Origin of the sequence: Mesorhizobium sp. STM 4661, assembly GCF_000359125.1 — a bacterium.
In the GTDB taxonomy this organism is placed as follows: domain Bacteria; phylum Pseudomonadota; class Alphaproteobacteria; order Rhizobiales; family Rhizobiaceae; genus Mesorhizobium.
The window spans coordinates 51,125-71,508 of sequence record NZ_CAAF010000032.1 but is presented as its reverse complement, the minus strand read 5'-3'; the positions used below and the strand labels follow the sequence as shown (position 1 = coordinate 71,508).

The 20,384-nt window shown below is 63.5% G+C and carries 20 protein-coding genes and 1 pseudogene; 8 read left to right on the top strand and 13 right to left on the bottom strand.

What is annotated here, in order from left to right; genetic code table 11:
• Nucleotides 1-10 precede the first annotated feature (10 nt).
• From sbmA to MESS4_RS34495, 4 genes are all read right to left on the bottom strand, one after another.
• Nucleotides 11-1,288 (bottom strand): peptide antibiotic transporter SbmA, encoded by a 1,278-nt coding sequence (gene sbmA / locus MESS4_RS11705; RefSeq protein WP_006330263.1) that lies wholly within the window; start codon nt 1,286-1,288, stop codon nt 11-13.
• Between the two features lie 121 nt (nt 1,289-1,409).
• Entirely contained in the window at nt 1,410-2,570 is a 1,161-nt protein-coding gene (locus tag MESS4_RS11700) for a YbfB/YjiJ family MFS transporter (protein WP_081609694.1), read from the bottom strand.
• Between the two features lie 315 nt (nt 2,571-2,885).
• Nucleotides 2,886-3,098, bottom strand: coding sequence for a hypothetical protein (locus tag MESS4_RS11695; protein ID WP_006330256.1), 213 nt, complete (start codon nt 3,096-3,098; stop codon nt 2,886-2,888).
• Nucleotides 3,034-3,348 carry a hypothetical protein gene (locus MESS4_RS34495; RefSeq protein ID WP_244441118.1) on the bottom strand — a complete coding sequence of 105 codons (315 nt, stop codon included), beginning with the start codon at nt 3,346-3,348 and terminating at the stop codon, nt 3,034-3,036. The genes MESS4_RS11695 and MESS4_RS34495 overlap by 65 nt, the downstream gene beginning before the upstream one ends.
• Between MESS4_RS34495 and MESS4_RS11690 the strand changes: the two are divergent.
• Nucleotides 3,238-4,109 (top strand): annotated as a pseudogene (locus tag MESS4_RS11690) (LysR substrate-binding domain-containing protein). The gene MESS4_RS34495 and the pseudogene MESS4_RS11690 sit on opposite strands and share 111 nt — an antisense overlap.
• Before the next feature lie 83 nt (nt 4,110-4,192).
• Nucleotides 4,193-5,449, top strand: coding sequence for an aminopeptidase (locus MESS4_RS11685; protein ID WP_006330243.1), 1,257 nt, complete (start codon nt 4,193-4,195; stop codon nt 5,447-5,449).
• 289 nt (nt 5,450-5,738) lie between these two features.
• Here MESS4_RS11685 and MESS4_RS11680 read toward each other — a convergent pair whose 3' ends face one another.
• The gene (locus MESS4_RS11680) at nt 5,739-6,092 is read right to left on the bottom strand and encodes an ArsC family reductase (protein ID WP_006330242.1); all 354 of its coding nucleotides are present in this window, start codon (nt 6,090-6,092) and stop codon (nt 5,739-5,741) included.
• A gap of 153 nt (nt 6,093-6,245) precedes the next feature.
• Here MESS4_RS11680 and MESS4_RS11675 point away from each other — a divergent pair, with 153 nt between their 5' ends.
• Nucleotides 6,246-6,563 carry a metalloregulator ArsR/SmtB family transcription factor gene (locus MESS4_RS11675; RefSeq protein WP_036241085.1) on the top strand — a complete coding sequence of 106 codons (318 nt, stop codon included), beginning with the start codon at nt 6,246-6,248 and terminating at the stop codon, nt 6,561-6,563.
• Between the two features lie 2 nt (nt 6,564-6,565).
• Entirely contained in the window at nt 6,566-7,045 is a 480-nt protein-coding gene (locus MESS4_RS11670; RefSeq protein WP_006330240.1) for an SRPBCC family protein, read from the top strand.
• A gap of 63 nt (nt 7,046-7,108) precedes the next feature.
• On the opposite strand, the gene MESS4_RS11665 is transcribed toward MESS4_RS11670, so the two are convergent.
• The 8 genes from MESS4_RS11665 to MESS4_RS11630 are packed head-to-tail and all read right to left on the bottom strand — an operon-like array spanning nt 7,109 to nt 14,403.
• A complete protein-coding gene (locus MESS4_RS11665) occupies nt 7,109-7,744 on the bottom strand; it encodes a 2'-5' RNA ligase family protein (protein ID WP_006330239.1) in 636 nt (211 codons plus the stop codon).
• A 59-nt stretch (nt 7,745-7,803) separates the two neighbouring features.
• Nucleotides 7,804-8,790: a 2-dehydropantoate 2-reductase gene (locus MESS4_RS11660; RefSeq protein ID WP_006330238.1), complete on the bottom strand. Its 987-nt coding sequence runs from the start codon at nt 8,788-8,790 to the stop codon at nt 7,804-7,806.
• 2 nt (nt 8,791-8,792) lie between these two features.
• Nucleotides 8,793-10,313 carry an acyl--CoA ligase gene (locus MESS4_RS11655; RefSeq protein WP_006330237.1) on the bottom strand — a complete coding sequence of 507 codons (1,521 nt, stop codon included), beginning with the start codon at nt 10,311-10,313 and terminating at the stop codon, nt 8,793-8,795.
• Entirely contained in the window at nt 10,306-10,998 is a 693-nt protein-coding gene (locus MESS4_RS11650; protein ID WP_006330236.1) for a fumarylacetoacetate hydrolase family protein, read from the bottom strand. Before MESS4_RS11650 ends, MESS4_RS11655 begins: the two co-directional genes overlap by 8 nt.
• Before the next feature lie 2 nt (nt 10,999-11,000).
• Nucleotides 11,001-11,756, bottom strand: a complete 756-nt coding sequence (locus MESS4_RS11645) for an ABC transporter permease subunit (RefSeq protein ID WP_006330235.1) — start codon at nt 11,754-11,756, stop codon at nt 11,001-11,003.
• Nucleotides 11,757-11,762: 6 nt separating this feature from the next.
• Complete coding sequence (locus tag MESS4_RS11640) at nt 11,763-12,566, bottom strand: ABC transporter ATP-binding protein (protein ID WP_006330233.1); 804 nt, start codon at nt 12,564-12,566, stop codon at nt 11,763-11,765.
• Nucleotide 12,567: 1 nt separating this feature from the next.
• Nucleotides 12,568-13,395 (bottom strand): ABC transporter permease, encoded by an 828-nt coding sequence (locus tag MESS4_RS11635; protein WP_006330232.1) that lies wholly within the window; start codon nt 13,393-13,395, stop codon nt 12,568-12,570.
• A 12-nt stretch (nt 13,396-13,407) separates the two neighbouring features.
• Complete coding sequence (locus tag MESS4_RS11630) at nt 13,408-14,403, bottom strand: ABC transporter substrate-binding protein (RefSeq protein ID WP_006330231.1); 996 nt, start codon at nt 14,401-14,403, stop codon at nt 13,408-13,410.
• A gap of 178 nt (nt 14,404-14,581) precedes the next feature.
• Here MESS4_RS11630 and MESS4_RS11625 point away from each other — a divergent pair, with 178 nt between their 5' ends.
• From MESS4_RS11625 to MESS4_RS34485, 4 genes are all read left to right on the top strand, one after another.
• On the top strand, nt 14,582-15,274 hold the full coding sequence (locus MESS4_RS11625; RefSeq protein ID WP_006330230.1) for an FCD domain-containing protein: 693 nt from the start codon (nt 14,582-14,584) through the stop codon (nt 15,272-15,274).
• 245 nt (nt 15,275-15,519) lie between these two features.
• Nucleotides 15,520-16,677 carry a fumarylacetoacetate hydrolase family protein gene (locus tag MESS4_RS11620; RefSeq protein ID WP_006330226.1) on the top strand — a complete coding sequence of 386 codons (1,158 nt, stop codon included), beginning with the start codon at nt 15,520-15,522 and terminating at the stop codon, nt 16,675-16,677.
• Nucleotides 16,678-16,858: 181 nt separating this feature from the next.
• Complete coding sequence (locus tag MESS4_RS34490) at nt 16,859-18,190, top strand: hypothetical protein (RefSeq protein WP_006330225.1); 1,332 nt, start codon at nt 16,859-16,861, stop codon at nt 18,188-18,190.
• On the top strand, nt 18,187-20,280 hold the full coding sequence (locus MESS4_RS34485; RefSeq protein ID WP_006330224.1) for an autotransporter outer membrane beta-barrel domain-containing protein: 2,094 nt from the start codon (nt 18,187-18,189) through the stop codon (nt 20,278-20,280). Before MESS4_RS34490 ends, MESS4_RS34485 begins: the two co-directional genes overlap by 4 nt.
• Nucleotides 20,281-20,384: the final 104 nt, after the last annotated feature.

Sequence of the window (20,384 nt, the reverse complement as noted above, 5' to 3'; positions counted from 1 at the left end):
CCGCCTCTTCTTAGCTTGCCGGCTGATCCTCAGGACGCAAGCCGGCTTGCTCACGATCCAGATAATGCTGATCAATCGCCGGCAGCGGCGCACCTTCAAGCGTCGCTTCGAAGGCTCTCAGTCGTTTATAGATGGATATCAACTCGACGATCGTCGGCCAGGAATTCACGAGATACTGGAATGAACTGGCAACCTGGGAGAAGGCGGAGACGACTTGCTGAAAGGCACCAAAGCTTATCTTGCCGATAGCCAATGTTGGAACGAGAATAAGTGTAGCAAAGACGTTGTCTGCTTGAAGATATAGATAGCGCACCATGTCAAAATAAACGTAGTGAGCATATAACGTGAAATAATTCTTTCTAACATTTGAGAAGAGTTCCGCCAACGTCGGCGGCTGCGCGCGTGCGGTATCGTCTTCTCCGAGCACAAGTTCCTTACGCAGAGCGGCTTCAACCCGCTGATTTCTAAATTCCAAGCCGGGGAGCTTGATCCCCACCACGGCCAACAAACTGGTGCCGAACAACGACCAAACGATCGCCGCGATGACCAGCGGATAAGGAATTGCTCCGACTATGGGGAGAGTTTGAACGTGAACAGAAAGAGACGCCAGCAAGGGCAGGAACGCAATCAGCGTCATAATGGAATCGATGAAGTTCACTCCAAGCCCCTGCATGGTGCTTGAGAAACGCATCGTATCGTCCTGAACGCGTTGCGACGCTCCTTCAATATGGCGAAGTCTCGACCAATAGGCTGTAAAATAATCGTTCATCGCCGTACGCCAGCGGAAGACATAGTGCCTGACGAAGAAAACGTTCAGGACCGCAATGCTCATATAAACCAGCGCCAAAGACAGGAACTGCCATACTCCGTAGTAAAGCTCTGCGGGAGTAACGGAGCCGGGCGTGGTCAGGGCTCTTTGGACCATGTCGTAAAACATGCCACGCCAATCATTTAGCGCCACGCTTATCTGCACGATAAAATTGGTGACGAAAATGATCAGACCGGAGCCAAGGATCGACCAGTTTTGCCAAGGATGTGGCGAATAAACCGCCCAGAAAAGATAGAACAGGGCGATCCCCGCGAAAAAGTAACCGTAAAACCAGAGGAATGACGGCACCAGGAATCTCACTGGGCTTATGATAGGCGCAGCCTGCGGATCGACCGGCGGCATGCCAAGCATCGTGCCAAGGTGTTCGCCACCGAGGAACCATAGGATAACGAGCACAAGGCTCCAGACGGCGGCCGAGGTGAAAAACAACTTCGGCTGCGGAAAAAACGATACGAACACTGTGGGGAAATCCTCGCTCGGTGCGCAAATCAGCGGCGCTGCTGTTCAGCGGGCATAAGGTCACACATCGACGGCAAAGAAAATGGTGGTGCCGGATGCCCGGCGCCGAGCAAGACCACAATCATGGCGATTTTGGCGCAGCCGACCAGGCGACGACGCCTGAGAGGAGCAAGACGACGGCAGCCATGATCGAGGCCAGGAAGAAGCCGCCCGACGCTTGCGCCAGCAGCCCGGCGACGAGCGGGCCGATAATCTGGCCGAGGCCGAAGGACGCCGTCATGACAGCAAAAGTCCGGCGCGGCGCCTGCGGTGCGAGCTGCCTTACGGCCTGCAGGCCGAGCGCGGTCATGGCCATGAATGTGGCGCCAAGCAGAAATCCGCCGAGCAGCGGCCCGGCGCGGCCGCCCATGGCGACGCTCGCGGTGACGCCGACCGCCTCGATGAGACAACCCGCAAGGCAGGCCGCATAGAGGCCGATCCTTTCCGAGATCTTCTGCCACAGCCAGACCGAGGGAATTCCGGCAAGGCCGGTGACCATCCAGACGACCGCCTCGAAGACGCGGCCGCCGCCGCCCTGGCGGACGATGGCGACGAGAAACGTCGCCGTCACCACATAGCCGAACCCGAACAGGCCGTAGGCGACAATCATTTTCACCAACGACCGGTCCTTCGGCAGCGCCGGCTCGCGGCGCGCGACGCCGTTGGTGGTCGAGGCAGGCCCGACCAGCAGCGCCACGACAGCGAAGCCGCAGCCACAAATCGCCGCCGACCACAGCCATCCCGCCGCCCAGCCGGCATGTCCGGTGACGAGAACAGCCATCAGCGCCGAGGAGGCCGCGATACCGAGGCCAACGCCACCGAAATGCAGCGCCTGCAGGTCGTTGCGGTTGGCCGCGGTGAGATGGCCAAAGACGATGCTGGACATGAAGACCATGACGAGCGCGCTGGCGACGCCGCCAAGAAAACGGATGACGAGGAAAGCCGCCACGGTGTCGGTCAGCCCCATCAGCGCGGCCAACACGGCGCTGGCGGCAAGGCCGGAGAACATCAGCATGCGCTCGCGCCCATGCGCCCAGCCACCGGCTGCGGCAAGCGCGCCGACGAGGTAGCCGAGATAGTTGGCCGACGCGATCCAGCCGGCGTCGGCCGGCGACAGGCCGAGCTCCTCCATCATGCCGGGCAGGATCGGCGTATAGACGAAGCGACCGATGCCCATGGCGACGGCAAGCGCGACCATGCCGGCGAAGGCGAGACGTAAAGGAGATGGCGAAGCGGCTTTCATTGCGGTGCACAATAAGTGCGCCGGCCGGTGAAACAATCCGCTTATGTTGGGCCAGAAGGGGCTCACAAGAACCTATTCGAGCGCCGCGATATAGAATGAGCGTCGACGATCCTTCGCGCCCCCCTCTGCCCTGCCGGGCATCTCCCCCACGAGGGGGGAGATCGGCAGTTTCAGCGCCGGCTCTCCTTCTTCAATTGGAGATTGGCGAAAGCGGAGATGACGGCCAATCTCCCCCCTCGTGGGGGAGATGTCCGGCAGGACAGAGGGGGCGCTGTCCCGTCGACGTCTCGGCAGCGATCCGCTGTGTGAAGGATTTCAGCCGCAGCCGACCCGCGCGGCGCCCGTCTCATAGGCAGTGCGCCGTGCCGTCAGCCGGAACGGCACATCGCCAAGCTCGCGCTCCGACATGGTGTCCAGAACGGGGTGCGACAGCGGGTCAGTGACCCACCTTGTGGTCTCGCTTTCATGCGACCGGCCTTGTTCCGCGCCAGCTACGGAGAAAGCCCTCAGCAATGATAAAATCTTCATCAGCTTTGCTCCAAAGATCGGGTTGCCCGTTAAAATCTGCCGTTTTTTTTGCGTATTTCAATTGAGATTTCGGCCATACCAGTTTAGAAAAACTGAAATGGCCATGCTGAACCGCGTCCACCTCAACGGCCTGCGCGCCGTGGAAACCGTCGCCCGCCTGGGCTCGCTGGCGGCCGCCGCCGGAGAGCTCAACGTCTCTGTCAGCGCCGTCAGCCAACAGATCAAGCGGACAGAGAAACAACTCGGTCAAGCGCTGTTCGAACGGACGGCAAGCGGCCTCGTGCCGACAGAGTTCGGCACGGTGTTCACGGCGCGGCTCGGTGCGGGTTTTCGCGAGCTTGCCCAGGCGGTGGCTCTGGCAAACGAAGCGAGCGCATGCACGCTGGTGGTTTCCGTGGCGCCGGCCTTCGCCTCGAAATGGCTGCTGCGCGGCTGTCGCGGCATTTCGCCCGGTATCCCAACGTGCTGTTGCGCATCGACGCCTCGGTCAGGATCGCCGATCTCGACCATTCCGATATCGACATCGCCATCCGGCTGGGCGACGGCAAATGGCCGGGCGGGCGGGCGGAACTTTTGCTGGCGCAGGAGGTGTTCCCGGTCTGCGCCCCGGTGATCGCCGAAAAACTGAGATCGATCGACGACCTCGCGCTGACCTGCGCGATCACCGACGAGAGGGCGATGATCAACTGGGAAAGCTGGTTCGAGGCTGCCGGGGTGAAGCCGGTGACTTTCCTCAAGGGGGCGCGCTTTACCGACCCGATGCTGTGCCTGGAATCGGCGATTGCCGGCCATGGCGTGATGCTCGGCTGGCAGTTGCTGACCGCCGACGCGCTGGCCGACGGGCGGCTGGTCGCGCCCTTCGGCGTGCGTGCCCAGAGCGGACTGGGCTACTGGCTGGTGACCTCGACCACCAACAACGAAAGCCGCAAGGTGCGCGATTTCAAGGCGTGGATCCGCGAAGAGATCGAGGCGACGGTGGCGCGGTTCGGCGCGCTCGACAGCGCGGCCTGAAACAGACCCGGTTGATCGCGGTGGAAAGGCCGACGGCTTCGGTCTATGTATGAACCGAACCCCACATCACGGCAGGCAGGACCATGACCACACATTCGCGCGGCGTTTCCGCATCGATCGACCCGGTGAAGCTCGATAAATTGGCTGAGGTCGCCATCAAGGTCGGGCTGCAATTGCAGCCGGGACAGGATCTGGTGCTGACCTCGTCGATCGCCGCCCTGCCCTTGACGCGGCGGATCATCGAGCATGCCTACAAGGCCGGCGCCGGCCTGGTGACGCCGATCTTTAATGACGACGAGATCACGCTGGCGCGCTACCGCTACGGGGCCGATGCCGGTTTCGACCGCGCCGCCGGCTGGCTCTATGAGGGCATGGCGAAGGCCTTCGCCGGCAATGCGGCACGGCTAGCGGTGCGCGGCGAGGACCCTTCGCTGTTGTCGGCGCAGGACCCCGCCAAGGTGGCGCGCGCCAACAAGGCGAATTCGATCGCCTACCAGCCGGCGCTGGAGAAGATCACCGGCTTCGACATCAACTGGAACATCGTCGCCTATCCCGACCTCGCCTGGGCCAAACAAGTATTTCCAAGCGATGCCGACGACGTCGCGGTGGTGAAGCTCGCCGACGCCATCTTCGCGGCGTCGCGGGTGGATGTGGAGGACCCGATCGGCAACTGGACGGCGCACAACGCGGCATTGAAGAGCCGGACCGAATGGCTGAACGGTCACAATTTCCATGCACTGCATTTTACCGGACCGGGCACCGACCTCACCGTCGGGCTGGCGGACGGCCATGAATGGATGGGCGGCGCTTCGACCGCCAGGAACGGCATCACCTGCAACCCGAACATTCCGACCGAAGAGGTCTTCACCACGCCGCATGCAAGGCGTGTCTCGGGCCATGTCTCCTCGACCAAGCCGCTATCTTATCAGGGCACGCTGATCGACGAGATCTCGGTGCGCTTCGAGGACGGCAGGATCGTCGAGGCAAAGGCTTCGAAGGGCGAGGACGTGCTGCAGAAGGTGCTCGACACCGACGAAGGCGCGCGCCGGCTCGGCGAAGTGGCGCTGGTGCCGCATTCCTCGCCGATCTCGGCGAGCGGCCTTTTGTTCTTCAACACGCTGTTCGACGAGAACGCCGCCTGTCACATCGCGCTCGGACAGTGCTATTCGAAGTGCTTCGTCGATGGCGCCTCGCTCAGCCAGGACGAGATCGCGGCGCGCGGCGGCAACAAGAGTTTCATTCATATCGACTGGATGATCGGCTCGGACAAGATCGACATAGACGGGCTCGGCAAGGACGGTGGCCGCGCGCCGGTCATGCGCAAGGGCGAATGGGCTTAGGGGCCAGCAAACTGACGAGGCGCACAACAACGCGTTGGCGCTGGAGAGCTATTTGCGCGGGTGGATTGAGCCGGTCAGAATTTTTGGAGGCCGGCGGGACAGCGCCCCCCTCTGGCCTGCCGGCCATCTCCCCCTCAAGGGGGGAGATCAGCAGCTTCGCCGGCGGCGACTTTCTTCCAACGCTGAAAATTGGCGAAAGCACTCGCGACATCCGATCTCCCCCCTTGAGGGGGAGATGTCCGGCAGGACAGAGGGGGGCGCGAAGGATCGCGACGGATGTGGACCACGTCTACTTCCCGCCCACCACCTGCTGATAAACATCAGGCTTGAAGCCAACCAGGATACGGTCGCCAAGCTCCAGCACCGGCCGCTTGATCATCGTCGGTTTGGCCAGCATCAGCGCCTTGGCCTTGTTCTCGTCGAGGCTCAGCTTGTCCTTGTCCGACAGTTCGCGAAATGTCGTGCTCGCCTTGTTGAGCAGGATTTCCCAGCCGACCTTGCCGGACCAGCCGTCCAGCCGGTCCGCGTCGAGCCCTTCGACCCTGTAGTCATGGAATCGATAGGCGACATCATGGCTTTCCAGCCAGATCCGCGCCTTCTTGATCGTGTCGCAATTGGTGATGCCGTACATCGTGATCGTCAAAACTGTGGTCCCTCGGACTGATCGCTGGTCGAATCTGGCCGCACCCTAAAACCACGCTTCTCGCTTTGCCAGCGGCCAAGCCGGCATTGGCCGACGCGGTGGCGTGAGGAAGACGACCGTGGCAACAAACCGCAGACCGCAAGTCCCCCGCCGATCGACGGCATTTTCCGGGCGCTGGCCGATCCGACGCGCCGCCGTGTGGTGGAGCGGCTGAACAGAAACCCCGCCTCGGTCGGTGAACTCGCCCAGTTATTCGACATGGCCCTGCCCTCCTTCATCGAACATCTCAGGGTTTTGGAAGGCTGCGGACTGGTGCGCTCGCAAAAGACCGGTCGTGTCCGGACCTACCAGCTCGCGCCCGAGCCGCTGAAGCTCGCGGAAAACTGGCTGGCCGAACAGCGCACGCCATGGGAACGCCGCCTCGATCAATTCGACGCCTACGTCATGAAACTTAGGGAAAGCGACAAATGAATATGACCCCGCCGTTCAAACCCGATCCGAGACTCGACCTCGTTCTCGAACGCGTTGTCGATGCGCCGCGAGAACTGCTCTGGACCGCCTACACCAAGCCCGAGCATGTCCGCCAATGGTTCACACCGAAGCCGTGGATCATCACCGATTGCGAGATCGACCTCAGGCCCGGCGGCCTGTTCCGGACCCGCATGCAGTCGCCTGATGGCAGGCAAGTGAACGACCGCCATTGCTGCTACCTCGACATCGTGCCGAACGAGCGGCTGGTGTGGACCGACGCATTGCTGCCTGGCTATCGCCCGTCGGGAGACCCATTCATCACCGCGGTCATATCGTTCCAGCCGGAAGGCAAGGCGACGCGCTATACCGCGACCGCCATCCACCGCGATGAGGCCACGCGCAACAACCACGAGGAGATGGGTTTCTTCGACGGCTGGGGCACCGTGCTCGACCAGCTTGCGGACTATGTCAAGACGATCTGAGGCGGCCTTTCCGAGCAATGGCAAGTGCCCCCTCACCCGGATGAGGGGGCCTCATAGGTATTCTCACATAGCGGCTACCGCATCGTCCTGGCCGCTCAGTCGCCAGCGGCCATAGAGTCGGTACCGGCCGCGCCCCAGGAAACTGTGGATGAGCACGAAGTCCCGCACCGTCCAGCCGATCGGTTCGATGACCCGTTCGCCTAGCTTCGCGACACGCGTCCTGTCGCGCAGCAAGGTGACATGGGGTTCGAAGGAATTCGCCATGAAGGGCTTCAGCGGGCTGTCGGCGAGCGTGGCGCCGAGGCTGCGCCAAAAGGCTTGCAACGGTGGGATGCCGCCGCTGCCGCGCAGCACCAGTGCGCCGCCGCCGAAGGCCGACAGACGATCGAAGGAAACATCGAACGATGCCGCCTGAACGAGCTCACCGGCACGGCAGGCGGCTTCGACAAGGGACATCGGCAATCCGTCATGGTCGCCGAGCCCAACCAGCGAGATATGCAACTGCTCCGCCGGAATGAGCGCGCCGCGCAGGCCCAACTCACGCTGCCAGCCAGCCGCCCTCGGCGCCAGCGATGCGGCGATCGTGCTTTCCAAAAGAATGGCGAAAAACAGCCGATCGTTGCGACGCTGGTCCGGCTCGTCCCAGCGGAAGAAAGTCTGGCCGTTCTTGCCGATTCCGAATGAAGGCAGCTCGTTCACGGCTGATCCCGTCCGGCATTCCTATCCGACGGAACAGACTAGAACAAATCAAGAACATACTACAGTGGAAAATAGCACCCCCGCTCGATGGCAAGGCGGCGTACCAGCGCCAGCACGCTGTCGATGGTGGGTGTCGGCTGGCCGGTCAGCCGGCCGAGTTCCTGCACCGCCGTCACCAGCGCGTCGATCTCCATGGGACGGCCGCGCTCCAGATCCTGCAGCATCGAGGTCTTGTGCTCGCCGACGTCGCCGGCACCCTTGATGCGCCGGTCGACCGATATCGGGAAACGGACGCCGAGGCTTTCGCCGATCGCCTGCGCCTCCAGCATCATGGCGCGGGCAAGCGCGCGGGTCGCCTCGTCGCCGGCGATCGCGGCAAGCGTGCTGCCGGTCAGCGCGGAAATCGGATTGAAGGAGAGATTGCCCCAGAGCTTCACCCAGATTTCGCCGCGGATGTCGTCACGGACGGGCACCTGCAAACCCGCCGCCATCATTTCCTCGGCAAGCCGCATGACGCGTTCACTCTTCTCGCCCGAAGGCTCGCCAAGCGAAAAGCGCGTACCCTCGACATGGCGGATCAGGCCGGGCGCATCCACTTCGGCGGCGGGATAGACGACGGAGCCGATGACGCGCTCCGGCCCGAGCCGGTCCCAGATCGCGCCGCCGGGATCCACCGCCTGCAGCCTTGTGCCTTCCAGCGGCCCGCCAACGTCATGGAAATACCACCAGGGCACGCCGTTCTGCATGGTGACGACGGCCGTGCCCGGCCCAAGCAGCGGCGCGATCTTGTCAAGCGCTGGGGCGACGGAATGGGCCTTGAGCGCCAGCACGACATAGTCCTGCACGCCAAGCTCCTCGGCCCGCACAGCCGCCCTGACAGGAGCGACGGATTCGCGGCCGTCCTCGATCAGGCGAAGTCCGTCCGCCCTGATTGCGTCGAGATGCGCGCCGCGCGCCACGATCGAAAGATCGACGCGGCCGGCCATGGCAAGCTTGGCCGCGAGATAGCCGCCGATCGCGCCGGCGCCAAAGACGGTGATCCGCATCGTCAGCTAAGACCAAGTTTGGCGGCGAGGCCGATGCGCTGCAGCTTGCCGGTCGCGCCCTTGGGGATTTCTTCCAGGATCAGGACCTTGCGCGGCACCTTGAAATCGGCGAGCCGCGTTGCGGCAAATCCGCGGATATCGGCCTCGGTCGTGGCCATGCCCTCGCGCAGCACGATCGCGGCGGCGACATCCTCGCCGAGCTTGTCATGCGGCATGGCGAAGGTGACGACCTGCGCCACCGCCGGATGATCCATCAGCACCTCATCGACCTCGAGCGGCGAGATCTTCTCGCCACCACGGTTGATGATCTCCTTCAGCCGGCCGGTGACGCGCAGATAGAAATCCTCATCGAGCACGCCCTGGTCGCCGGTATGGAACCAGCCATGCGCGAAGGCGCTGGCATTGGCGTCCGGATTCTTCTCATAGCCAGCGGTGACATTGGGACCGCGAATGACGATCTCGCCGGTCTCGCCGGCTTTGAGCAGTCGCCCGTCCGGCGCCATCACAGCCACTTCCGGCCCGGCGGCGGCGCCGACGCTGCCCGGCTTGCGCTGGCCCGGCGGCAGCCGGTTCGAGGCCATCTGGTGCGCGGCTTCCGTCATGCCGTAGGATTCGATCACCGGGCAGCCGAAGGTCGCTTCTAGCTCGGCCATCACCTGCGCCGGCAACGACGCCGAGGATGAGCGGATGAAGCGCAGCGGTGCCGCCGCCAGTTGATCGGCATTGCGCGCCGCGCGCGGCAGGATCGCCTGATGCATGGTCGGCACGGCCGTGTACCAGCTCGGCCGCGCCTCGCCCAGCCAATGGAAGAAGCGCAGCGCATTGAAGCCCGGCGTGCAGAAGACGCTGCCGCCGGCGGCAAGCGAGGACAGCACCGCCGCGATCAGCCCATGGATGTGGAACAGAGGCATGATGTTGAGGCAGCGATCATCGGCCGTCAGCCCGAGCGTCGCGCCGATATGGGCGGCAGAGGCGGCGAGATTGGCATGGCTGAGCGGCACCAGCTTGGGGCGCGACGTGGTGCCGGATGTGTGCAGCAACAGCGCGATGTCGCCATCCCCGGCCAGGCCGGACGAAACAGACGGACCAACCGGTTTGCCGTCGATGCCGAAGCTGCCGGCCGGCGCATCACCCCGTGCCGCGAGCCTCAGCACGCCGATGCCCAGGCGCTCGGCGACGGCGACCGCCGGACCACTCTCGTCCTCGGCGACCAGGATTGCCCTGGCGCCGATGTCGGAGAGATAAAAATCGAGCTCGTCGGCCCGGTAGGCGGGATTGAGCGGCGCCGTCGAGGCGGCGGCAGCCACGGCGACAAAGGCCGTCGCCATCTCCGGCCCGTTCGGCAGCACGATGGCCACCCGGTCGCCACGGCCGAGGCCGAGCGCATTGAGCCGCGCGGCTGTTTCGGAGATCAGGCGGCGCAGCCCGCCATGGGTGAGCGTGGTCCTGTCCGGCGCCGCAATCGCCGGCGCATCATCGGCACCGGCAATGAGCCGCTCAACAATCGATGCTGCTTCAGACAACGCGAACCTCTAGGTCGCCGACGCCCTCGACATGACCGAGCAGAGCGTCCCCGCGAACGACCGCCCCGACGCCTGCCGGCGTGCCGGAAAGAATGATGTCCCCCGGCATCAGCGTGAAAAGACCTGAGAGATAGCTGATCATTTCGGGAACTTTCCAGATCATCTGATTGAGGTCGCCAGTTTGCTTTCGTTCGCCATTGACGTCCAGCCAGATCGCTCCCCTGTCGGGATGACCGATCGAGCTGGCCGGAACCAACGGCGTGCATGGCCCTGATGCCTCGAAAGCCTTGCCGACTTCCCATGGGCGGCCCATGTCCTTCGCCTTGCCCTGCAGGTCGCGTCGGGTCATATCGAGAGCCACACCATAGCCGAACACGCAGTCCAGGGCCTTTTCGACCGGGATATCCCTGCCGCCGCTTTTAAGCGCCACGACCATTTCGATTTCGTGATGAACATCATTGGAGGCCGGAGGGTAGGGAAATTCTCCTGACGTATCAAGGTTGTCGGGGTTCTTCTGGAAGAAAAAAGGCGGCTCCTTGCTGGGGTCGTGTCCCATCTCGACAGCGTGCGCGGCGTAATTGCGCCCGACGCAATAGACCCGGTGCACCGGAAACCTCTTGTCGGTTCCCGCCACGGGAAGGCTCGGGATGGCGTTCGGTTCGATGACGTAGGTCGTGCCGTGCATGTTCACTGTCTTGCTCCTGCGTAATATTCGACTTTGGCTTCGGCCCGTTCGATCAGTTCGGCGATCACCAGGGCGAAGGCGAAAAGGATGATGGTCAGGGCCCAGAACTCGGCCATGCGGAAATTGCGCGAAAAGGTCTCGAACAGCGCACCGTAACCGACGATGGCGACGAGCAGCTGGCCGATGACAACGCCCTTGACGCCGCGGATGAGGCCAAGTCGGATGCCGGCAAGGATTTCCGGAAGGGCCGCCCAAAGGATGATCTTGGTGTAGAGCGCCGGGCGCGAGGCGCCATAGGAACGCGCCATTTCGATCAGCGACGGCGAGATATGGCGGACCCCGGCGCGCGCGTCGAGAACGATGATCCAGATCGCGAACAGGAACACCGCCGCGACGATCGTCTTCTCGCCGAAGCCGAACAGGATCATCAGCACCGGAACGATCGCCGAAAGCGGTGCGCTGGAAAAGATGTTGACCCACATGCCGAGCAGATCGTCGGCGATCTTGAAGCGCCCCATCAGTATGCCCAGCGGCACGCCGATTACGATCGACAGGGCCATGCCCATGGCGAAGGCGCGGAGGGTCGTGACCGTCGCCGTCTGCCAGGACGGGGTCTGCACGAGATCGACCGCTGCAATCAGCACGTCGCTAAAGGGCGGGAGCAGAAAGACAAGGTCGAGCCGGCCGACGATTTCCCACACGACGCACCAGACGAGCAGGGACGCCATCATTGGTATGCGATAGCCAAACAGGGTCATTGCCGATCATTCCACATATTGCTTGAGCCCCTGCCATATCTCCTCGACGGTATCGAGATAGTGCCTGTCGCGATGAATGCGCTCGGGGTCGCCGGAGCGATCGATTTGCGGTTCGATGATCTGCGAAACCCTGCCAGGCCGCGGCGACAGCAAGACGATGCGGTCGGAGATATAGACAGCCTCCTCGATCGAATGCGTGACGAAGATGAAGGTCTTGTTCTGATTGGTGCGCAGCCGGATCAAATCTTCCTGGAACTTGCGCCGGTTCTGCTCGTCGACCGCCGAAAACGGCTCATCGAGGAGCAGGACATCGGCATCGACCGACAATGCCCGCGCCAGGCCGACGCGCTGGCGCATGCCACCGGAGAGTTCGTGGGGATATTTGTCCTCGAAGCCGGCGAGACCCACCTCGGCGATGTAGCGGTGCGCGGTCTCCTCGCGTTCGGCCTTGTTGGTGCCGCGCAATTCGAGGCCGAAGGCGACGTTGCGTGTCACCGTCGCCCAAGGCATCAGCGCAAAGTCCTGGAACACGAAAGCGCGCTCGGGGCCTGGTGCGCTGACGCGCTTGCCGTTGATCGCGACGGTTCCGCCATCGGCCTTTATCAGGCCCGCGATGATCTTCAACAGCGTCGTCTTTCCGCAACCACTGGGTCCGAGAAGGCTGGTCAGCTTGCCTCTGGGAAAGTCGAGGTCGATGCCGCGCAGCGCCTCGACGTTGCCGTAGGTCTTGGAAAGTCCCCTCACTTCCACGATTGAATCGATCGGTGCCGGCACCGGCGACGGTCCATTTCGCAATGCGGTAGCATGCATGTCAGGTACCTCTGCTTTCGGGCCTGAAAACACGAACTTCCACCCACTGCAGAAAGACCAGTGTCAGGGTGGAAAGAGCAATGATCGAGGCAATTGTTGCATACATCTCGGCGTAGTCCGCGCGCGAGCGGTGAAATGTGATGAGGTCGCCGATGCCGGTCGGGGTAATCAGCAGTTCGGCGAGCACCACGCCGACGAACCCGGCAGCGACGCCGAGGCGCAGGCCGGCGAAGATAACCGGGCTGGCGTCCGGAAGAATGATCTTGGCGACCGTCTGCCACGGTGTGCCCAGGAACGACCGGCACATGATGAGCAACGATTGGTTGACGTTGCGCACGGCCTTGTAGGTGTTGAGCACGATGACCGGCAGTGCAAGGATGATGACAGCAAGCGTCTTGGCGGTCATGCCTATCCCGTAGACGAAGGTGACCATCGGGATGAAGGCGGCGACAGGAGCAGCCTGAAGCACGATGAACACGGGGATCAGCAGCCATTCGCCGGTGCGCCAGAGGCCACAGATCGTGCCGAGGCCGACACCCAGGAACGCCGACAGGACGACGCCGAGCACCAGTGGCTGCAGTGTCGAGAGATAGGCGTTGGCCAGGCTGCCGTCGGCGAGCAATCCGAAAAACGCGATGATCGTGTCGGAAAAGGTTGGAAAGGCGAAGCTGACGGGAATGCGCCCGGCCACCTCCCAGATCCCCGCGAAAGCAGCGATCGAGATGAGCCTGAGCACGACCGGCTGGTCCCACCAGGCGCCCGTCGTGCTGCGGCTGGAGGGGGCAGCGAGGCCGGCGGCCTCGCCGTCTGTTCTGATGCTCAGGGCCATCCGCCAGGCCGCCTATTTCTTGCCGAGCTTGGCGACGGCGCGGTCGAGGGCTGCGACATCCCAGAAGTCCGCGACCTCGAGGCTGGCGGGATCGCCTTCGATCTGGCCGGCAAGGCTGAAGAAGGCGAAGTCGTCGGCGGCCGCATCCGCGCCGCCGCCATTCAGCGCAAGGCTGCCGGCTGCCGCGGTTTCCTTGTAGTATTCAGTGATCTCGCCATCCGCTTCCGCGCCGAGATCCGGCAGCAGCTTATACTTGTTGCGGAATTCAACCGCGACCGTCGGGTTCGCGGCTATTTCCCGCCCGGTCTTCATCAATTCCTCGACCAGGATGTCGACGTCGGCGGCGTTGTTCTTCAGATAGTCCGCCGTCGCGAAAAGCGCTTCATCGGAGGCGCCGAGGTCCTCGACCGGCAGAACAATGAACTTGCCGGGGGCTTCGGCCTCGAGCGCGCGCCTGTTGGCGGCATCGACGATCGACGCCTTCAGCGTCCCCTGGAGCAGCGCATTGCGGCGCACCTCGGAGCCCGGGACGTAGCTGATGTTGCCGAGCTTGATGCTTTGGTTCTTCGCCATCAGCAGCATGACCGCCTCGGTGCCGGAACCGCGCGCCTGAACGGCGACGTCCTGCCCGTCCAGATCCTTCCATTCCTTGTAGAATTCGCTGTTCACGACAGGAAAGAAGCGCAGTGTCGAAATCTGCGCAAAGATGCGGATCGGCACGCCCGCCTTCTGGATCAGCGTATAGGGCGCGCCGATACCGACATCGGCCTGGCCGCCGACGATCGCCTGGGCAGCCAGGTCCTCGTCATTGAGCACGATGAGCTCGACATTCACGCCGCGCTCCTTGGCGCGCTCTATCGCGGCGAGCGTCTGGATGGATTCGATGCCGGGAAGGTCGCCGAATGCGATGCGCATGTCGCCCGCGCTTGCCGCCGACAGGGGCGGCGCACTTAACAGGACCGCCGCGAAAGCGGTGGCTAGGATGGTGCGTCTGGATAGTCTGGCCATTGTCATTCCTCCCGTTTTTTGTAACCATTTTCCTAATTGGTTAAGCAAATTAAGCCGATTGGTCAAGGAGAAACATCTTCACACGATGCCCGTTAGCCGAGAAAACTTGGCAGTTGACGGTTTGCGGCAATCGTTTTAACACCAGCAAAGGGAAACAATAGGCGGATTGGTTAAATTGATGGACGATGCCGGCAGTGGCGGCCAAGCCGCCCTGGTTCAGCTTCAGGCCTATCTGGCCCAGATGGACCATTCCGGTGAAACCCGGCTGCCCGCGGAGCGCGAGCTGTGCGAGAGCCTTGGCGTGTCGCGCGGCGATCTGCGCAAGGCGCTGGCGGTGCTCGAGAAGGACGGCCGCATCTGGCGTCACGTCGGCAGGGGCACCTTCGTCGGCAGGGGGCCGGTCGAGGAGACGATCGGGATTTCCGAAATCGCGGGCCGCACAAACCCTGCCGACGTGATGCGCGCGCGCCTCATCATCGAACCCGAGATCGCGCGCGAAGCGGCGCTGCACGCCACGCTTTCCGACATCGCGGCGATGCGGCAATCGCTGGCGCAGACGCGGGAGGCCGTGACGTGGCGGCAATACGAGAACATCGACAATCTGCTGCACCGGCAGATCGCGCAGGCCAGCCGCAACAATGTGCTGCTTGGCCTGTTCGATGTGCTGAACGCCGTGCGCCGGACCGTGGTCTGGGGGCGTCTTCGCTCCGAAGGCGCGCGCCCGCCGCCGGATCATCACAGCTTTGCCGACCATGAACGGATCGTCGAAGCAATCGCCGAGCGCGACCTCGGCGGCGCGGCGGCAGCCATGCGCCTGCATCTCCAGCAGGTCGAGCGGCGGCTGATACCCGTTCGCGAGGCCGCCGAATAGCCGGGCTACCACCGCGCATCAATGGTTTTGAACGACCTTTCCATCTCACCATTGGGACAAATCAAAGTCGATTGAGGTCCAGGGGCGCAGAGACCGCCAGATAGCAGATCTCGCCTTGAGGACGGGATAGACCTTTGGCTGGAATTTGTTGAAAGTGCCGCGCCGCGCCGATCAGGCCGGCTTGATTGTGGCGCACGGCCGGGACGACTGCCGCGGCAGGACGAGACAATGGAGGATTTCAAGGCATGACCAACCCGACGCACCTACCCGCCGAGGGCCTCTTCATCGGCCGCGCCAGGACGAGCGATGCGTCGCATCCGCTGGTCGTCACGGTGCGCGACGGCACTATCTTCGACATAACGTCGAGCGCCGCACCGACCATACGCGACATCTGCGAGATGGCGGATCCTGCCGGACATGTGCGCTCGGCCAAGGGCAGAGCGGTCGGCTCGCTTGACGCGATCGCCGCCAACAGTTTCCAGGCCGCGCGCGATCCGGCACAGCCATACCTGCTGTCCCCCGTCGACCTGCAGGCGGTGAAGGCATCAGGGGTGACCTTCGTGGTATCCCTGCTCGAACGCGTCATCGAGGAACAGGCGCGCGGCTCGGCGGAGAAGGCGGACGCCATTCGCGCCGACATAGCCGGGCTGATCGGCCATGATTTGTCGAAGCTCAGGCCCGGTTCGCCGGAGGCGATGGAGATCAAGGCCAAGCTGATTGCGCGCGGCGCCTGGTCGCAATATCTGGAGGTGGGCATCGGCCCGGATGCCGAGATCTTCACCAAGTGCCAGCCGATGGCCTCGGTCGGCTTCGGCGCCGATGTCGGCCTGCATCCGGTGTCGACATGGAACAATCCCGAACCCGAGATCGCGATGATCGCCGCCAGCAGCGGCAGGATCGTCGGCGCCACGATCGGCAACGACGTCAATCTGCGCGACGTCGAAGGACGCTCGGCTCTGCTGCTCGGCAAGGCCAAGGACAACAACGCCTCGGCGGCAGTTGGCCCATTCATCCGGCTGTTCGACGCAACATTTTCCATCGACGACGTGAAGCAGGCCATCGTGCACCTGAAGGTCGAGGGCGAGGACGGGTTTTCGCTGGAGGGTGCGAGCTCGATGGCCGAGATCAGCCGCTCGCCGGAAGAGCTGGTCGCGGCCGCGATGGGACCGCATCACCAGTACCCGGACGGGCTGGCGCTTTATCTCGGCACCATGTTCGTGCCGTCGAAGGACCGCGGCGAAAAGGGCAAGGGTTTTACGCACAAGGTCGGTGACATCGTTACCATCTCGTCGGAGAAATTCGGCGCCCTGGTCAACCGCGTGCGGCTGTCGCCCGATTGCCCGCACTGGACCTACGGCGCCAGCCATCTGATGCGAGACCTTGCCAAAGCAGACCTCATCTAGAGGAGGATTTATGACGCATGTCGCCCAAAAAGCGGGCAGCGGTTTTGGGCGAGCTGCGCCAGGTTGCGAAATACACGAGCGGTCATAGCGACATCACCCCGGCTGTCACCTGTTTGTCATCCGCATTGGTTAGCGGGGCATGAGACAAAACTGGCTTTAGAACTGGCTTGGGGCCTCCATCATGAACCGCTTCTTCTCGTCGTCGGTGAGCTATCTTGCGCTGCTCGCGGCCGCGACTGTCCTGTCCGTTCCTTTCACCGCCCGCGCCGATTCCTTCACGGTCGTGACAGGCACGACGCAGACCGGCCAGCAAACCGTCTCCGGTACCGATATTGGGCAGATCGAAGCCGGCGGCACACTTGATGTGCCAGGGAGCGCCATCATCTGGAACGGCGCGGCCACCGGCCCCGCCGGCGTCAGCATCGTCAATGACGGCAATATCATCAGCGGCAGCCGGGCCATCGACACCAGCGGGACGGTAAGCGGGCCATTCACGCTGCGGAACGATGGCAGCATCGAATCCGCGAATGACACCTTGCGCATCAACAATGCCTTCAATAACGGCAATCTGCATGTGGTGAACACCAGTTCGATGACTTCGAACACCGGCCAGGTCTTCGATCTCAATGGCGCCACATCGGCGACAGCCACGGTGCTGATCGAGAATGCCGGCACCATCACCGCGCTGGAAAACGACGCGATCCGCTTCGGTGCCGGCACCATTACGCTGATCAACTCCGGGACCATAGAGGCGCAGGACGGCAACCGCGCCCTCAGCTTCGACGATGACGGCAATGTCGAGACGCTGAAGTCCTTTGAACTCGTCAACCAGCTCGGCGGCAAAATTCTCGGCACCGATGACGCCTTCAAGATCAGCGCCGACAACAATGGCTCGAGCGCGGTGATCAGCATTGGAAACCATGGCCTGATCGACGGCGGCGAAGGCCAGGCGCTCGACTTCGCCGACCTCACGTCGCCGGACAATGTGATCACCGTCACCAACCATGCCACCGGCATCATCCAGTCGCAGAGCGCCGACGCCATGCGCCCGGGCGCCGGCGCGACCGTGACCAATTACGGCCTCATCCAGTCGGTCGACCTGACCAGCGATGGCGACGGCGTCGATTTCCAGGACGCCGGCGGCACGGTGGTGAACAAGGCCGGCGGCCAGATTCTCGGCGCCAAGCACGGCATAACCGGCGACGGTGAGATGAATGTGGACAATGAGGCCGGCGGCCTCATTGTCGGCCGCAATGGATCGGGCATCAACATCGACAGTTCCGGCGACACCGTCGTCACGGTGACCAACCACGGCGCCATTCGTGGCGCGGTGACCGGCCTCCTCGACGACGATGGCGATCCCGCGGTGCCGGACGGCGATGGCGACGGCGTGGATGTCGACGGCCAGGTCGCGCTCGACAATTACGGCCTGATACAGGGCACCGGCGCCACGGGAACCAAGGACGGCGATTTGAACACCGCCGATGGCATCGCCGCCGGCGCGGCGGCGTGATCGACAACCATGCCGGTGGTGTCATCGAGGCCTATGACAATTATTTCAACGAGGGCGTCGACAATGTCGGGCGTGCCATCCTCATCGACGACAGCGCGCAGGGTCCGGCGCCCTTCTCCACCACGCTCACCAATGAAGGCGTGATCCGCTCGGACGGCGTTGCCGTCACGTTCATCGGCGCCAATGACGATATCATCGACAATGCCGGCCTGATCCAGAGCGGCAATGCCAAGGCCGTCGACATGGGCGACGGCGACGACTTGTTCATCTATCGCTCGGGCAGCCAGATGGTCGGTTATGTCACCGGCAGTACCGGCAGCGATACGTTCGAGCTGGGTGGCACCGGCGGTATCGATCTCGGTCTATTGGGCAACGACGCGCAATATCGCGACTTCGAGACGCTGCTCGTCGGAGCCGGCTCCAGCTTCACCGCCACCGGCACCAGCAGCTTTGCCGGCGCGGTGACGGTGAACGGCAGCCTCATCCTCAACGGCTCGCTCGCCTCGGCCAACGTCAGTGTCGGCAGTGAGGCGATGCTGGGCGGCAATGCGACCCTCGGCGGCCTCACGGTGGCGGCGGGCGGCACCGTTTCGCCTGGCAACTCGGTCGGCGCCATCACGGTGGACGGCACGGCGACATTCGACGCCGGTTCGACCTACGCTGTCGAGATCAGCGGGAGCAGTTCGGACCAGATCGTTGCCGGCACCTCGGCGATCAATGGCGGCACGGTCGAGCTGTCCGCCCTCGGGTCGCTCTCCTTCGGAACCTACACCATCGTCTCGGCCTCGCAGACCACGACGCCGGACGGACAATTCGACGCGCTCGTCGCCCCTGACTTCCTGTTCACGAACGCGACACTGGGGCGCGATGGCGCTTCGATAACGCTGGAGCTGGCGTCGAACGGCGTCTCCTTCGCCAGTTTCGCCAAGACCGCCAACCAGGCGGCGGTCGCCGACGCTCTCAGCGCAGCGGGCGGCGGCACGCTCCATTCCACGCTCGCCGCCGCGACCGCCGGCGAAGAAGACGACATCGCGACAGGCTACGACCTGCTTTCAGGCGAGGCGCATGCCTCGCTCGGCAACACGCTGTTCAATCAAAGCACGCTGGTCGCCGACACGTTGGTCGGCCGCCTGCGCCAAGCCTCGGCCGGCACGTCGCCCGCCACGGCGGCGCTCGCCTTCGACGGTCCCGTTCTGGCCTATGGTCCGACCTCGCCGGCCAGCCCGTTTCCGATGAATGCGCCGGGAGCCGGGGCGACGGGACCGGTCTACTCCGCCTGGGCTCAAGGCTTCGGCCAGTGGAACAGCGCCAACGGCAATGGCGACGCGGCCAAGCTCGACAGCTCCCTTGGCGGCTTTCTCGCCGGCGCGGATGTGACCATGGGCTATGCAACGTTCGGCATTGCCGCCGGCTACGCCTCGGCCAGCAGCGATGTCGACGCGCGGCTGTCGAGCGCCGATGCCTCGACGGTTCTGGTTGCGGCCTATGCGGGCGCCAGCTTCGACGATTTCCGTTTGCGCGGCGGCGCCAGCCATGGCTGGAGCGACATCGATACCAAGCGCACCGCCGGCATGCTCGGCGTCGCCGAACAGCCGATAGCTTCCTATGACGGGTCGACCACCAATCTCTTCGTCGAAGCCGCCTATGCGGCGGAAGCCGGCGGCATGGGTTTCGAGCCTTTCGCGCAGATGGCCTGGAGCCGGATCGAGACGGACAGCTTCAGCGAGACCAATGCGCCCGCCACCGGCCTGAGCTCGTCCGGCCTTTCCTTTGACGTGCCCTATTCCACGCTTGGCCTGCGGCTGGCGAAAAGCTTCGTCGTCGGCGCCGGCACCTTGACCCCGCATGCCACGCTCGCCTGGCGCCATGCCTATGGCGACGTGACGCCGGAGCTTGCCATGTCGTTTATCGAGACCGGCGGCAGCTTCAGCGTTGCCGGGACGCCGATCGCCAGGGACAGTTTCGTTCTCAGCGCCGGCTTCGACTTCAATGTCAGCCAGAACCTCTCGCTGAACGTCGACTATGAAGGCCAGCTGGCCAGCGAGACCAGCACCAATGCGCTCAAGGGCGGTCTGACCTATCGGTTCTGAGCAGGCACCGGCGGCAGGCCGGCTTTCAATATGCATTCCCCTACCCGGCACCGCAGCAGCGCCTGAGGCGCTGCTGCGGTGCTTCCCGCTTGGAAAATATCAGC

Bases quoted from the DNA above. Each gene is read 5' to 3' on its own strand.
- MESS4_RS11635 (WP_006330232.1), bottom strand. From the start codon at position 13,395: ATGGCCCTGAGCATCAGAACAGACGGCGAGGCCGCCGGCCTCGCTGCC.
- MESS4_RS34490 (WP_006330225.1), top strand. From the start codon at position 16,859: ATGAACCGCTTCTTCTCGTCGTCGGTGAGCTATCTTGCGCTGCTCGCG.
- MESS4_RS11670 (WP_006330240.1), top strand. From the start codon at position 6,566: ATGACCCCGCCGTTCAAACCCGATCCGAGACTCGACCTCGTTCTCGAA.
- MESS4_RS11695 (WP_006330256.1), bottom strand. From the start codon at position 3,098: ATGAAGATTTTATCATTGCTGAGGGCTTTCTCCGTAGCTGGCGCGGAA.
- MESS4_RS11630 (WP_006330231.1), bottom strand. From the start codon at position 14,403: ATGGCCAGACTATCCAGACGCACCATCCTAGCCACCGCTTTCGCGGCG.
- MESS4_RS11660 (WP_006330238.1), bottom strand. From the start codon at position 8,790: ATGCGGATCACCGTCTTTGGCGCCGGCGCGATCGGCGGCTATCTCGCG.
- MESS4_RS11620 (WP_006330226.1), top strand. From the start codon at position 15,520: ATGACCAACCCGACGCACCTACCCGCCGAGGGCCTCTTCATCGGCCGC.
- MESS4_RS11640 (WP_006330233.1), bottom strand. From the start codon at position 12,566: ATGCATGCTACCGCATTGCGAAATGGACCGTCGCCGGTGCCGGCACCG.
- MESS4_RS11650 (WP_006330236.1), bottom strand. From the start codon at position 10,998: ATGCACGGCACGACCTACGTCATCGAACCGAACGCCATCCCGAGCCTT.
- MESS4_RS11645 (WP_006330235.1), bottom strand. From the start codon at position 11,756: ATGACCCTGTTTGGCTATCGCATACCAATGATGGCGTCCCTGCTCGTC.
- MESS4_RS11700 (WP_081609694.1), bottom strand. From the start codon at position 2,570: ATGAAAGCCGCTTCGCCATCTCCTTTACGTCTCGCCTTCGCCGGCATG.
- MESS4_RS11625 (WP_006330230.1), top strand. From the start codon at position 14,582: ATGGACGATGCCGGCAGTGGCGGCCAAGCCGCCCTGGTTCAGCTTCAG.
- MESS4_RS11685 (WP_006330243.1), top strand. From the start codon at position 4,193: ATGACCACACATTCGCGCGGCGTTTCCGCATCGATCGACCCGGTGAAG.